This is a genomic window from Solibaculum intestinale (assembly GCF_040096205.1).
Taxonomy (GTDB): Bacteria; Bacillota; Clostridia; order Oscillospirales; family Acutalibacteraceae; genus Solibaculum_A; species Solibaculum_A intestinale.
Genome location: NZ_JBBMFD010000005.1, coordinates 20179 through 32308, shown reverse-complemented (window position 1 = coordinate 32308; position 12130 = coordinate 20179). Strand labels below are relative to the sequence as shown.

The window sequence follows — 12130 nt, the reverse complement described above, 5'->3', positions numbered from 1 at the left end:
CCCTCGCGTCCCGGCCTGCAAGCCTTTGCAGGCCGGGACTTTTCGCATAAAAAGACAGATGCCGGTGAAAGCCGCACACCGCAGCACGGGGAGTTTCTTCGGGGTTTCCCCTTCAAATGTGATATGTAAAAAATGTTCACACGTTTCTTCCTCATTTCTGTACTCCGGTGGCGGGTACGCCATCCTGTTTTCGAAACACTCTGTCAAAATAGGATACCTAGTTGCTTGCTTGGCCAGAGCAAATCTTCGATAAATTACTTTTTTATTCGAAATATTGATTACTATTTTCTGAAAACAAGGATTAAAATGATTTATGAATTAAAAGAGTATGAATTTTTCGAGTATTTCGCTTGTTTTTTCCACTTAACTTTAATCGGTAAGAAAACTATAATTACAATATAAACTCAGCAATATAAATATAACATTTGCATTTTTTATTTGTTATCTATTTATTTTGCTTATGTTTTCTTTTGTTATATTCACTGTGTTTTTGTTCGTTACTTGGATTCTTTTTGATTTCGGCATAGGGGTATGCCAAAATCTGCAATCCGCCCGTGGCGCTGAAACACGGTGTATATATGACCATGGAAGAAGGAGAAAGAAAAGAGGAGAAAAATCTCTAGTTGCACATATGCAGGAGTTGTCCCTTGTTGGTTGGGATGGATGCTGTTTGCGGCGCTGACCGGATGGAGCAGCTTCCACAAGCCGGCGCTGTGGGAAAAAGAATACGCATTTGTGCAGGAAAAGTTCTGAGCTGGGGCTGACCGCCGCCCTTTGCGGCGGCACTGTCCGAGCATTGGTTCGGTTGACCTCTATTCGGCAGTCGAGTTACAACCGTGATGTTTTTGGTAAGATAACTGACATGGATTCCCGTAAAAATAAGTGCTCTAGTTGGGAAACGTACCCGGTAGCCGGTCGTGTTTTTTCACTCTGGCTGCAAGCGGCAAGCCGCGTTGCCTCACCATACTAATCAAAAGCAAGATCTCGCATTTCCTTGCTTTGATAGTCATCTCCTTTATGTACCCCGTCCTCTTCACTCTGGGAGGACGGGGTGCTTTTTTGTCTGGCCCTTTTCCCGGACGAAAAAAAGTTGTATAATAGAAGCAATCCCATTTATGGAAAGGCGGTTTGACCATGGAGCAAAACGTATTTATCAACGGGGTGGCTCCCGGAGGCCTGACCAGCCGCAGCCAGGTGCTTCTCCTCGTCTGTTATCTGCTCAAAAGCGTGGGTGTGCCCCTCTCCAGGAACAGCATCATTCAGGTCGTCCAGGCAAACGGACTGGCGAACTATTTCGAGGTGACCGACGCGATCGGGGAGCTGCTGGAACGGGGGCATATCCAGCCCACCCAAGGGGACGATATGCTCACCGTCACCGAAACCGGCAGCCGGATTGCCCAGACGCTGGAATCGGATTTGCCCATTTCCGTGCGGGAAAAGGCGGTGCACGCGGCAATGAAGCTGATGACTCGGATCAAGCTGGAACGGGAAAATCAGGTGGAAATCAACAAGACGCCGGACGGCTTCACGGTTGTGTGCCACGTTTCCGACGGCAAACGGGAGCTGATGCAGCTTTCCCTGCTGGTGGCCGACCGCATTCAGGCTGAGGTAATCCGGGAGGACTTTTTGAGAGACCCGGGCCGGGTATATGCGGGCGTGCTCGCGTTGCAGACCGGGGACATGGAGGCTTTCCGGCGGATGATCGGCGTATAAACAAAATGGAGGGGCAAAGCAATTGCTTTGCCCCTCTTGACGTTACCCCGCCATCACTATGTTCATCATCAGCATTCCAATGATCCCTGGAATGCCGCCCAGTGCCGCTACGCCCAGGCTCGCCGCGTTGACGGAAAGGGTCACCCCGGTCAGCGCACCGGTCAGGTTTACCACCGCCAGGGCCAGAATTCCCTGCACCGCTGAGCTCAAAAGACTGCGCACGGGTTTTCCGGACCGAACCATGAAGCCGATGATGACCAAACCGCCGGTTACTAAAACCGCAACCGCGGCTACAGCACCTATCCCACCTGTTCTCCCCCCTTGTTTTCTCTGGCCTGGACCGGCGTGCAGGTAATCCCTACCTCCCTCGCCCGCTTGATGAGAAAACGGTAACGGGCGTTGAGCGCTTCCATCTCATAAATGCACGCGTCTACCAGGTCATTGTCATTTTCGTTTGCAAACCGGGAGTTGGCACTCTGCATCTGCCGGCATACCTCCCGAATCTCCGCGAGCAGCTCCTGGGTATAAACTTCCTGTGCGTCGGGTTTCTTTTGGAACAGCTGGTTTTTCCATTCTTTGAGTCCGCTCATGTCTTTCACGCCTTTCGGTAGAGTACCTGTGGTATTTATATGCCAGTAGGATGGGCGGACATGACAGGGTTTATACGGATCTCCCCATTTTTTCCCTTTTGTTTTGGTAGAAGATGCATAACTTTCTTTCTCCCGCAGAGACTAGGGACAGAACGAAAGCAAGGAGGCCGTCACATTGGCACAGAAAAAGAAAAAGGAACCGACGCCGCGGGACCTGGAAAAAATCCGCATTGCCCAAAGCCTGGGGCTTGGCGACCGCCTGCGGGCGGAAGGCTGGGGCGGCCTCACCGCCCGGGAAACCGGCCGGATCGGCGCGCTTATGAGCAGGAAAAGGCCGCAATAGTTTTTTGATATGAATAAAATGGAAATTATATAAAATTCTCTCTTTACAGATTTGCCGGGTTGTGGTATAGTATTTGGGCAAACCAGTATCCGCCCGTAGCTCAGCTGGATAGAGTGACAGATTCCGATTCTGGAGGCCGGGGGTTCGAATCCCTCCGGGCGGGCCACCAGGCAGAGTCTGGACGCAATTCGCGTTCGGACTCTTTCCTTTTCTTTTCTCTGAAGCGCACGCGTGAAAAGGTGATATCTTTCTCGCAGCGCAAGCTCTCAGAGTATTCGCGCACCTCACTTAGGTTGAGGTGCGTTTTACGTTGATGCATCGTTTCGGGGCCGCCTTTTGTCCCGCATGTCCATCGGCGGCGGGATTTTTTGGAGTCCTGCCGTTTTTTATGTCAGGCGAAGATGACAAACATACTCTGCTCTGGTCAACCGGGTGTAACAGAAGTCCGCTTCGTCTGCAAGGTCCGTCTTTCTTCGGCGGACGAGGATTCGATACGCGCAGAGAGATGCGCGGGAAATGGAGAAGCATATGAATGTCATGATTGTTGGGTGCGATAAAATCGGGGTGCGTTTGGCAAAAGCACTCAACCGGTACGGGCATTATGTGGCGGTGGTGGACCGGGACCCGGGGAAGCTCGAACAGCTGGGACTTAATTTTTCCGGGGTCACGGTGGTCGGTATACCGGTGGACCAGGAAGTCCTGCAAAATGCCGGGATCGAAAGCTGCGATGCGCTGGTAGCGGTCACCAACGACGACAATGTGAATATTATGGTGTCCCAGATGGCGCTGGAGGTGTTCAAGGTTCCGCGGGTGGTGGCCAGCATCGTGGACCCTTCCAGAGAAACGGTTTTCAGTCACTTCGGCATCCGAACCATCTGCCCCACCCGCTTGACGGTGGACACGCTTTACTCGGTGATGATCGACAAGGATGATCCGCGCACCCTTTCCTTCGACAACTGCACAGTGGGCTTCGCGGTCAAGCATCCGGACAAGTCCATCCGCGGAAAGACACTTTTACACGTACCGCTGCGGGACAACGAGGAAATTTTCGGGGTACAGAAGGACTCGGGTGAAATTATTCTGGCGGCGAAGCTTCCTCCGGAGTACATCATTGACGAAGGCGACAAGGTGATCTGCTGCCGGGTGGTCGACTGACCGGCCGGAACAGAAGGGAGAAATATCCATGAAAATTATCATCGTCGGCGGCGGCAAGGTAGGGTATTATCTGTGCAAATCCCTACTGGAGAACGGCCACGACATCCGCCTGATTGAGACCAATAAAGAGGCCTGCACCCGGATTGCAAACGAGCTGGATATCCCAGTAGTCTGCGGGGACGGCACCACCATCGAATCTCTGGATTCTGCCGGAGCCAGTGACTGCGATGCGCTGGTGGCGGTCACCGGCAAGGATGAAAACAATCTGATTGCCTGCCAGTTGGGACGGGTGCGGTTTCGCGCGAAAAAGACCATTGCCCGCTCCAACAATCCAAAGAACCTGGAAATCATGCGCAAGCTGGGGGTAGATATTCCGGTTTCCTCCACAGGCCTGATCACCAGTCTGATTGAACAGACGGTTGACACGGTGGGTATCCGTCTGTTGGCTTCCATTCACGGCGAGGGCGTCATTTGTGAAATCAAGGTGCCGGAGAACGCGGCGGTAAGCAATATGCGTATCAGCAAAATTCCTCTGCCGGAAGAATGCATCATCGTTTCGGTGGTGCGCCGGGGCGAGTTTTTCATTCCTCGGGGCAACACCATCATCCAGCCGGGTGACGAGCTGGTGGCGGTATCCACGAGCAAGGACCGCAAGCAGCTGGTTAAGACGCTGACGGCAGTGAAGAAATAAGGGCAGCAACCAAATAATAAGTTTGATAAACAGAAAAAGAGGGACTGCGTTCAACGCGGGCCCTCTTTTTCGCCTTTTGTTTTCCATAAAAGATGTCCCCAAAAGCGCTGCAATACGTCATGGGACACACATTTCAATCCACACCCCTCATGAGAGGAGTAACACAGCCCGACCGCATTTTCCATCCTCAAGTCCAAAATTTCAACCCGCACCCCTCGCGAGATGAACGACGAGATTGCCCTTATGCAAAGCATGGAGCAATTATAAATGGATTGCTTTTGCAAGAGTCCCTTTGCTGTCATCCTCGACAATCTCCCAACGGCCGCCGGGAGAAGAGCCGTCCAAAGGCGCAGGTCTATATGCGGAATAGAGGTAATCCTCTCCGCTGTCGTCGATGACCCGGAGGAAACCAAGCTCCACCCCTAAGCATTCATAGACCCTTCCGTTGGTTAGGCTGTCTACTCCGAAGCTTTTCCCCACATACCGGACTTTCACCTTTCTTTCACCCCTTTGATTTTTGATTCGTACCGTTTGTCATTGTACTCATGTCTATAGATATGATAATTATAACCCACGCCCCTCTCGCGAGGGGCGACCGCCATATCCGGAAGATCGAAATGCTCCTAACCCAAATTTCAATCCACGCCCCTCTCGCGAGGGGCGACCGACCGATCTCTGGACCGATTCCGCGAAATCGGAATTTCAATCCACGCCCCTCTCGCGAGGGGCGACTCGTTAAGTACTGGTATCAGTTCTTCTCCAAGCGATTTCAATCCACGCCCCTCTCGCGAGGGGCGACTGCCAAAGTATCACCACCTTAATAAGGGCATAAGAATTTCAATCCACGCCCCTCTCGCGAGGGGCGACCCTTTCTTCGAACATTTGTTCGGGGAGATAACCATTTCAATCCACGCCCCTCTCGCGAGGGGCGACCTGCAATACTAATCCCTGTCTCCTTAGCCATTTGGATTTCAATCCACGCCCCTCTCGCGAGGGGCGACTTGTTTCATCAGCCATTCGCTAACCTCCTTTTTGAATTTCAATCCACGCCCCTCTCGCGAGGGGCGACTACTTTTGGTATGCAAAAGGTGGTGATGGTTTGCAATTTCAATCCACGCCCCTCTCGCGAGGGGCGACGCTCCAGTTCCCGGCGACCATCTGCGCCACAGAGATTTCAATCCACGCCCCTCTCGCGAGGGGCGACTTTTCCATTGATATAACGCCGTCTCCAAGGTGATTATTTCAATCCACGCCCCTCTCGCGAGGGGCGACTTGATTATGGCGAGGATTACGGCGAAGCCGTTGTGATTTCAATCCACGCCCCTCTCGCGAGGGGCGACACCGTGACTTGCATCTTGACTTGCATCTTATCGCAATTTCAATCCACGCCCCTCTCGCGAGGGGCGACGCGCTTTTTCCTTCTCGTAGCGCAAATAGTCGACGAATTTCAATCCACGCCCCTCTCGCGAGGGGCGACCCATGCGGATTCCGAACATTACCGCCCATTGGCTGATTTCAATCCACGCCCCTCTCGCGAGGGGCGACTTTTAAACCTTGCAGAGTTGCGCTATCATCAGAATTTCAATCCACGCCCCTCTCGCGAGGGGCGACGATGTCGCAGTAATCGTCCAGGGTTTTGCCGTTGATTTCAATCCACGCCCCTCTCGCGAGGGGCGACCAGGACTACATTGACCTGGTGCGCAGCGGGAAAACAATTTCAATCCACGCCCCTCTCGCGAGGGGCGACGTATTACTGTGGAGCTTTACACCACAACAAAAAATATTTCAATCCACGCCCCTCTCGCGAGGGGCGACGTGAGGAGGCCCCGCGCCGCTGCATCTTCCAAAGATTTCAATCCACGCCCCTCTCGCGAGGGGCGACAACAAAACGCAAGCGGAAACGCGCTTGATATCTGATTTCAATCCACGCCCCTCTCGCGAGGGGCGACGCAATCCAATCCAATCCGAATCCAATACGAATACGATTTCAATCCACGCCCCTCTCGCGAGGGGCGACTTTGAGGTCGGACATGCGCGGTGCCTCCGACCCGATTTCAATCCACGCCCCTCTCGCGAGGGGCGACCTGGTGGAGGCAGCCAATGCTTTCGCTGCAGCCCTATTTCAATCCACGCCCCTCTCGCGAGGGGCGACAGCAAAATCGAACAAAACCATTGCTCGTTTTTCGTCATTCTACATAAAAACGAGCGATCCATTCTGCTTTTGTACCTTTGCCGATACAAAGAAATTTTCAAAACAGGTCCTATCCGGGTGCGAACCGTCAAACAAATGCTGATTGATCCTGCTTCGCACCTAAACCAATAAAACCCCTTCAGGTTCATATCCGGATTTTGCACCAAAGTGTTCGATCTTGGTCTGATAGTGATTGCCAAGGTAATAAAACCGCAAGCTGTCCTTCTCTTGCGCTATGATCGCGCACAGCTTGCTTTGCAGCATCCGGCACTGGGCAGGGTCGAGCAAACATTCAAACACGGAATTCTGCACCCGCTGCCCATAGTTAACGCACTGCTTGGCAACCTGGCGCAGCCGTTTGCGTCCAGCGGCATCCTCGGTATTGACATCGTAGGTAATGAGCACCAACATCTTTCTCGCCTCACTTCCATAAAAACGGCGGATATGCGTCCAAATCGCCCCGCAGCGTTCTCGCCAGCAGCAGAGCCTGTACATAAGGAACCAGCCCCCATGGGAGCTTTTCTTTTAAATAGGGATGGGTAAGCGTTTCCCCAAGCCGCTTCTGCCAGGCAGAAAGGACCGCCTTGCGTCCTTCGTCCGTCAGCCAGACGGCACCGTTTTCCCGTGTTACAAAGTAGTTTGGACGAATCACGCGGTTGTTGATGAGGGTGACCACAAACCGGTCGGCGAACAGCGGACGCAGTTCTTCCATCAAATCGAGCGCCAGGGAAGAACGTCCGGGTCGGTCCCGGTGAAGAAAGCCCACATAGGCGTCCAGCCCTACGCTTTCCAGCGCACCGACACAGGCATTTGTCAGCAGGGTATAGGAAAACGACAGCAGAGCGTTGACTGGGTCGAGAGGCGGACGGCGGGAACGGTCGGAAAAAGAAAAGGTCTCCCGCTGGTTGAGAATCAGGTGGTCAAACGCGCTGAAATAAACGGCTGCGGCCTGCCCTTCCAGCCCGCGCAGGGCACCCAGGTCCGTCTCGCACAGAATTGCGGGCAGTGCATTCGCAAGCAAAGAGCAGGCATGGGCAAGCACCTCTTCGTCTACGCGCAGGCCATGGTCGCGGCGGGTGCGCTCCAAACTCCACCGGCAGTTATACACCTTGCCGAACAGAAAGCAACGCGCCAAGCGGCAGCTTTGCCCCTCATCGTCGGAAACACGGTACTGCGCTTTGCGCAGCAGGACATTGCCGGGGTTTTCGCCGCTGACGCGGGCGAGAAACCGGCCCTTGGGGCTTAAAAAACACAGGTTGACGCCCCGCTGGGCACAGGCCCCCATCAGCGCGGGGCTTGCCCCTTTATAGGAGAAACACAGAATGGATTCCAGGGTATGCAACGGAAACTGACCCCTCTTTTCCTCGCCGGCTAAGACCAGGACCGTTTCCCCTTCCAGCGCCAGATAGCTGTCCTCCGACAGAACGAATAGGGTATTGAGCCATTTTCTCATGGGACATCCTCCTTATCCGGCAGGTGCTGCCGCAGATAGTCGGAAGCCGCGGGAACACGGGCAAGCCGCGGCAGGCAGAGATCCTTGAGAGAGCACGCGTTGCAGGATTTGCCGGGCGTTGCCTTGGGCGTATGGCTTCGTGCCATAAGTGTTCGCATCTCCCTGAGCATAGCAAGGACCTTCTCCCGCAAGGCATCGTCAAAGAGCACGGGGGTTCGCCGGTGAGGCTCCCCGTAGAAGAGGGCGCCCTCCAAAATGTTGCACAGCAGCATTTCCTCCAAGCAGATGGCCTGGGCGCACAGCTGCAGTTCGTCCGTCCCGTAAGCATTCGGCTTTCCCTTCTTGTATTCCACCGGGTAGGGAACCCAACGGCCCTCCCGGCCGGCAAGGGAAATGCCGGCTGCGTCCCGGTGAAATTCCACCACGTCACACACGCCCTGCACGCAGAGGGTATGGGATACCACCGGAAGGCCGCGGACAAGCAGGGTGTCCCCGCGGCTTTCAGTTTGTGCTGCGTCGTGGGCGCGCTGGTGAAGGAGCTGCCCGTCCACAGTGCGCAGGTTTTCCGCCCATTGGCGTTCCAGATGGATCAGCGCCCATTGGCGCCGGCAAAAGGCGAAATGCTGGATGCCGGAGATAGCCAGGTACTCTTCTTCCTGAAAACCGGTCACACCATCTGCGTGCAGGTCACGCCCTCCGGAAGAGAATCGGTGTCAATGACAACTTCATAATCCCGATAGGAACGAGGGCTTACCACCCCGTCGCGGCACCGGGCGGTAACCGTATCGAACAGCTTGTAAGCGGGGGCATTGCCAAGCTCGCTGTCGTGCCGGAAAACGATGAGCTGGCGCACGGCCATCTTGCCGCGGGCGGCGGAGCGGTCGTTTTCAAACATGTTGAGGATCGCCTGCCAGAGAAGGTCCAGGTCCTCTTCGGAAAACCCGGTGGTCTTGCGGGCTAAGTTGGCGGAAACATACCCTTCGCACCGGTAGAGGGCGTAAGGGACGATATATTTGCGGCCCATTTCAGTGCCCTTGTTCTCCGCATCGCTTTCGGTGGTGATGGCGACGCGGGTGATGGTGATTTCCTGGGGAACGATGGGGTCCACCGACCGGGCGAAGCTCAATTGCACAGGGCCGCGCACCTGTCCGCAGTTGAGGTTGTTTTTCATAAACGTGGTCATAACTGCGCCGAAGGTACGGATGTCGTAAAATTCGCGGCACATCCAATCCCGGACCTTTGTGTCCAGCTGGTCGTCCTTCTTTTTGAGCTCCTTAATGGTCTTGGGATCAATCTCAAGGCCGGTAAACGCCTCGGCGTCGGAGCGGTTGAGCGGAACGCCGCTCTTGATATAGATGCGGTAGCCGGACTCCCCTTCTTTGACGGTTTCCACATAATTGCGGATTTTGCGTTTTAAACACACGTCGGTTACCAGCCCGTAGCCGGTTTCCGGGTCTAACCGGGGCAGATTGCCCGCGTCGGGGTCCCCGTTGGGGTTGCCGTTCTCCACGTCGAAAAGAATCACAAATTCATAACGGTTTTTAATCGGCTCCGCCATCTTCTTTTTCCTCCTTGTGTTTCTTTGTATACAGCTTTTGCACCTGATGGTAATACCCCAGATCAAAGGTGCCCTGCTCGACCAAAGACAGGCGGGCGGGCAGGGTTTCCCCTATGCGGCCCTTTAGATCGGTAATCATTCTTTCATAGTAGATGCGGCGGCGTTCCTCCAGCTTACGCAAATGGCTTTGAGAGAGCTTGGTCAAAAGTGGAAAAATCCCCGCCGGCATCGCCATGGCGCTGTTGAAATACTTGTCCTTGATGGTCGCGTTGACACCCGGATTGGCATCCAGCTGTATTTTTTCCAGCACGGCAAAAAGCCGGCCGAGCACGTAAGGCAGATAAGCGCTTTCCTCGTTTAACTTCACGTCTAAAACCTCCTTTGGGACGGCAAACATCTGGTTGCGCAGAAAAAACGCTTTGAGAATCGCCGCGCGCCTGGGGGACACCTCCCGCTCGGCGCGAATGCGCATCATGGTATTCTCAAACAGGGAAACCGGGTACATCCCGCCGGCCAGCACTGCCCGGACCATAGCGCCCGCCATGGGCGGGGAGGCTTTTTTATCCCGGCTGTTTGGGTTGACGGTGGCGCTGAGCAGCTGCCAGACGGACGGGGGATACAGCCCAACCGGCTCAATGCGCAGCCGCTCGTGATGCTCGTGCAGATGGGTCAGAATGCGGCCAAAGGTATCCATATAAAAGAACCGCACACTGACTCTGGCCGCACTTGGCGCAAGGCCGAGCACATAAAAATGGTTGTCCGGGTTTAACAGGGCATCATTTACCTTTACCGGCTTTCCCTTTGCCAGCGCTATGATGGCCCGGTTTAAATCGTTTTGCGTCATCCGGCTGCTGGGCGCGCCGAACATGCCTGCGCCGAAGAGATCCTGGCAGAGAGGCTCCCCGTCCTCGGCCCAGTAGACGATGGTGGTATCCCCCACTACCTGTACATGCTCCCGGTCCCGCAGCAGCTGGTTGAGGGCCGTCCCGTAGGCAAAGGCCGCCCGCTTACTGACCGGTGAATTGAAGCCCTGGCCGGTCTTGTCCCGCTGCTCCTTGCCGTAGGATTCCTCTGCCGATTCATTAAAAGAAACCAGGGACGCGCCGCTGGAGCGGGCACCCTTCACTCCGTTGATGGAAGGGTGCAGCACGGCAATGGGGGCGGTTTCCCCGGTAACCAGGCACCGTCCGCAGGGAGCTTCCTCTTCGCCCCGGCGGCCCTCCCACGCGGCGCGGACGGCGGGATCCTCCTGGGCGTACCCACCGTTTATCCAAAAGACTAGGTTGGCCCCTTTGAGGATATCGGAAAGGGTTTCCTGCAGGGCAGGGTGAGATGCGGCCTTATCCGGTTCCCACCGGGCGAAATAGGCCAGGACGGCCCGGGCGGCAGGCGAATCCGCATCTGCCAGCACCGCTTCGTGCAGGGCGCGGGCCGCTGCAAAGCATTTTGCGGTGCGAGCTGGCTTTCCCTTGGTGTCGATTCCAAGAAAATAAGAACTATTACAACATAAGAAATTGGATGCTATATTCGAAGCCTTTTTCACCTGCTCGGGCACCCGGAGAATCTGCGGCACCTCCCGCTTGCCGTCGGGGGAAGGCTGCTTGAGGGAAAAAACGTCCAGCAGTTCCCCGTTGTCCCCAATGTGCAGCGCATAGGAAACCTTCGCGTCGCACCAACCGGGGGGCGAGATGGCGCCTTGTGTGAGCAGCGCGTCGTAATACTTGGTTAGCGCTTGGAGAATCATCGCAGCACCTCCTGCCCCGCCACCTCTAGGACGCCCTTTTCCAGCTTCGCACGGAAAAAGGTGGGCTGAATGTCTCTGGGGTTAGAATAGTCCATGTCGTACAGCATCAGCCCCAGGTCGCGGGTTTCGTCGATGGCGGGCACGGGTCCGCCCTCCCATGCCCGGAAGGAGGCGGGAAACTCCCGGCATCCGAAGCAGGGCGAATGGAAACACTGGCCCCTGGAAAGGCGGCGGCGGGCGATGTCGATAAATTTGCCCTCGTTGTCGGAGGGCGCGGCCTTGTCCGTCAGCACAAAATGGGCGTCGATGACGTAATGCACATCCGTAAGCACCATAGACGCGCGCTGTTGGATGTCCTCCCCGGTATAAAGGGCGGGGAGTTTACCGGTCCCCATCATCGCGCTGCGCGCGGTGGAAACGAGCAGTTTGCTTTTGACCTCGTTGCGGCGGATGTTGGTAAACGCGATGGGGCTGAGCAGATGAATGCGGTCAATGCACCACCGCAGCCCCGGATGCCAGTAGATGGCCTCTATTAGCCCCCGCGCCGCGCTGGGCGTAATGATGTCATAGCTCACCCGCTCCACCTTCAGCTCCGGGCGGGTAAACAGAGCATAGGGGCCCCAGACCTCCACTTGAATTCCTTTGCTCATAAAATATCCCCCCATTTCTTTTCCGTTTCAAAAAAGAGCAGC

General features: G+C 55.3%; 13 protein-coding genes, 1 tRNA gene and 1 CRISPR repeat array. Of the genes, 5 read left to right on the top strand and 9 right to left on the bottom strand.

What is annotated here, in order from left to right:
* Nucleotides 1–1134: 1134 nt before the first annotated feature.
* Complete coding sequence (locus tag WMO26_RS04545) at nt 1135–1713, top strand: DUF4364 family protein (RefSeq protein ID WP_349218459.1); 579 nt, start codon at nt 1135–1137, stop codon at nt 1711–1713.
* A gap of 42 nt (nt 1714–1755) precedes the next feature.
* Here the strand turns inward: WMO26_RS04545 and WMO26_RS04540 are convergent, their stop codons facing one another.
* Nucleotides 1756–1974 carry a pro-sigmaK processing inhibitor BofA family protein gene (locus WMO26_RS04540; RefSeq protein ID WP_349218457.1) on the bottom strand — a complete coding sequence of 73 codons (219 nt, stop codon included), beginning with the start codon at nt 1972–1974 and terminating at the stop codon, nt 1756–1758.
* Nucleotides 1975–2012: 38 nt separating this feature from the next.
* Complete coding sequence (locus tag WMO26_RS04535; protein ID WP_349218456.1) at nt 2013–2303, bottom strand: DUF2508 family protein; 291 nt, start codon at nt 2301–2303, stop codon at nt 2013–2015.
* Between the two features lie 175 nt (nt 2304–2478).
* On the opposite strand from WMO26_RS04535, the gene WMO26_RS04530 reads away from it, so the two are divergent.
* The 4 genes from WMO26_RS04530 to WMO26_RS04515 all read left to right on the top strand — a co-directional run bounded on the left by WMO26_RS04530 (nt 2479) and on the right by WMO26_RS04515 (nt 4492).
* A complete protein-coding gene (locus WMO26_RS04530) occupies nt 2479–2646 on the top strand; it encodes an alpha/beta-type small acid-soluble spore protein (protein WP_349218454.1) in 168 nt (55 codons plus the stop codon).
* Between the two features lie 89 nt (nt 2647–2735).
* A tRNA-Arg gene (locus WMO26_RS04525) sits at nt 2736–2812 on the top strand.
* Between the two features lie 362 nt (nt 2813–3174).
* The gene (locus tag WMO26_RS04520) at nt 3175–3801 is read left to right on the top strand and encodes a potassium channel family protein (RefSeq protein ID WP_349218453.1); all 627 of its coding nucleotides are present in this window, start codon (nt 3175–3177) and stop codon (nt 3799–3801) included.
* Between the two features lie 28 nt (nt 3802–3829).
* Nucleotides 3830–4492, top strand: coding sequence for a potassium channel family protein (locus tag WMO26_RS04515; protein ID WP_349218451.1), 663 nt, complete (start codon nt 3830–3832; stop codon nt 4490–4492).
* Between the two features lie 261 nt (nt 4493–4753).
* On the opposite strand, the gene WMO26_RS04510 is transcribed toward WMO26_RS04515, so the two are convergent.
* From WMO26_RS04510 to cas5c, 7 genes are all read right to left on the bottom strand, one after another.
* Nucleotides 4754–4987 carry a hypothetical protein gene (locus tag WMO26_RS04510; RefSeq protein WP_349218450.1) on the bottom strand — a complete coding sequence of 78 codons (234 nt, stop codon included), beginning with the start codon at nt 4985–4987 and terminating at the stop codon, nt 4754–4756.
* Between the two features lie 68 nt (nt 4988–5055).
* Nucleotides 5056–6644: a CRISPR direct-repeat array (repeat unit 33 nt; unit sequence ATTTCAATCCACGCCCCTCTCGCGAGGGGCGAC).
* Between the two features lie 159 nt (nt 6645–6803).
* A complete protein-coding gene (gene cas2, locus WMO26_RS04505; RefSeq protein ID WP_349218448.1) occupies nt 6804–7094 on the bottom strand; it encodes a CRISPR-associated endonuclease Cas2 in 291 nt (96 codons plus the stop codon).
* Nucleotides 7095–7104: 10 nt separating this feature from the next.
* Complete coding sequence (cas1c, locus tag WMO26_RS04500) at nt 7105–8136, bottom strand: type I-C CRISPR-associated endonuclease Cas1c (RefSeq protein ID WP_349218447.1); 1032 nt, start codon at nt 8134–8136, stop codon at nt 7105–7107.
* The gene (gene cas4 / locus WMO26_RS04495) at nt 8133–8807 is read right to left on the bottom strand and encodes a CRISPR-associated protein Cas4 (RefSeq protein WP_349218445.1); all 675 of its coding nucleotides are present in this window, start codon (nt 8805–8807) and stop codon (nt 8133–8135) included. The genes cas1c and cas4 overlap by 4 nt, the downstream gene beginning before the upstream one ends.
* The gene (gene cas7c / locus WMO26_RS04490) at nt 8804–9694 is read right to left on the bottom strand and encodes a type I-C CRISPR-associated protein Cas7/Csd2 (RefSeq protein ID WP_349218444.1); all 891 of its coding nucleotides are present in this window, start codon (nt 9692–9694) and stop codon (nt 8804–8806) included. The genes cas4 and cas7c overlap by 4 nt, the downstream gene beginning before the upstream one ends.
* Nucleotides 9678–11438 carry a type I-C CRISPR-associated protein Cas8c/Csd1 gene (gene cas8c / locus WMO26_RS04485; protein WP_349218442.1) on the bottom strand — a complete coding sequence of 587 codons (1761 nt, stop codon included), beginning with the start codon at nt 11436–11438 and terminating at the stop codon, nt 9678–9680. The genes cas7c and cas8c overlap by 17 nt, the downstream gene beginning before the upstream one ends.
* A complete protein-coding gene (gene cas5c / locus WMO26_RS04480) occupies nt 11435–12088 on the bottom strand; it encodes a type I-C CRISPR-associated protein Cas5c (protein WP_349218441.1) in 654 nt (217 codons plus the stop codon). The genes cas8c and cas5c overlap by 4 nt, the downstream gene beginning before the upstream one ends.
* Nucleotides 12089–12130 lie beyond the last annotated feature (42 nt).

Bases quoted from the DNA above. Each gene is read 5' to 3' on its own strand.
- WMO26_RS04545 (WP_349218459.1), top strand. From the start codon at position 1,135: ATGGAGCAAAACGTATTTATCAACGGGGTGGCTCCCGGAGGCCTGACC.
- WMO26_RS04535 (WP_349218456.1), bottom strand. From the start codon at position 2,303: ATGAGCGGACTCAAAGAATGGAAAAACCAGCTGTTCCAAAAGAAACCC.
- WMO26_RS04520 (WP_349218453.1), top strand. From the start codon at position 3,175: ATGAATGTCATGATTGTTGGGTGCGATAAAATCGGGGTGCGTTTGGCA.
- WMO26_RS04515 (WP_349218451.1), top strand. From the start codon at position 3,830: ATGAAAATTATCATCGTCGGCGGCGGCAAGGTAGGGTATTATCTGTGC.
- cas2 (WP_349218448.1), bottom strand. From the start codon at position 7,094: ATGTTGGTGCTCATTACCTACGATGTCAATACCGAGGATGCCGCTGGA.
- cas1c (WP_349218447.1), bottom strand. From the start codon at position 8,136: ATGAGAAAATGGCTCAATACCCTATTCGTTCTGTCGGAGGACAGCTAT.
- cas7c (WP_349218444.1), bottom strand. From the start codon at position 9,694: ATGGCGGAGCCGATTAAAAACCGTTATGAATTTGTGATTCTTTTCGAC.
- cas8c (WP_349218442.1), bottom strand. From the start codon at position 11,438: ATGATTCTCCAAGCGCTAACCAAGTATTACGACGCGCTGCTCACACAA.
- cas5c (WP_349218441.1), bottom strand. From the start codon at position 12,088: ATGAGCAAAGGAATTCAAGTGGAGGTCTGGGGCCCCTATGCTCTGTTT.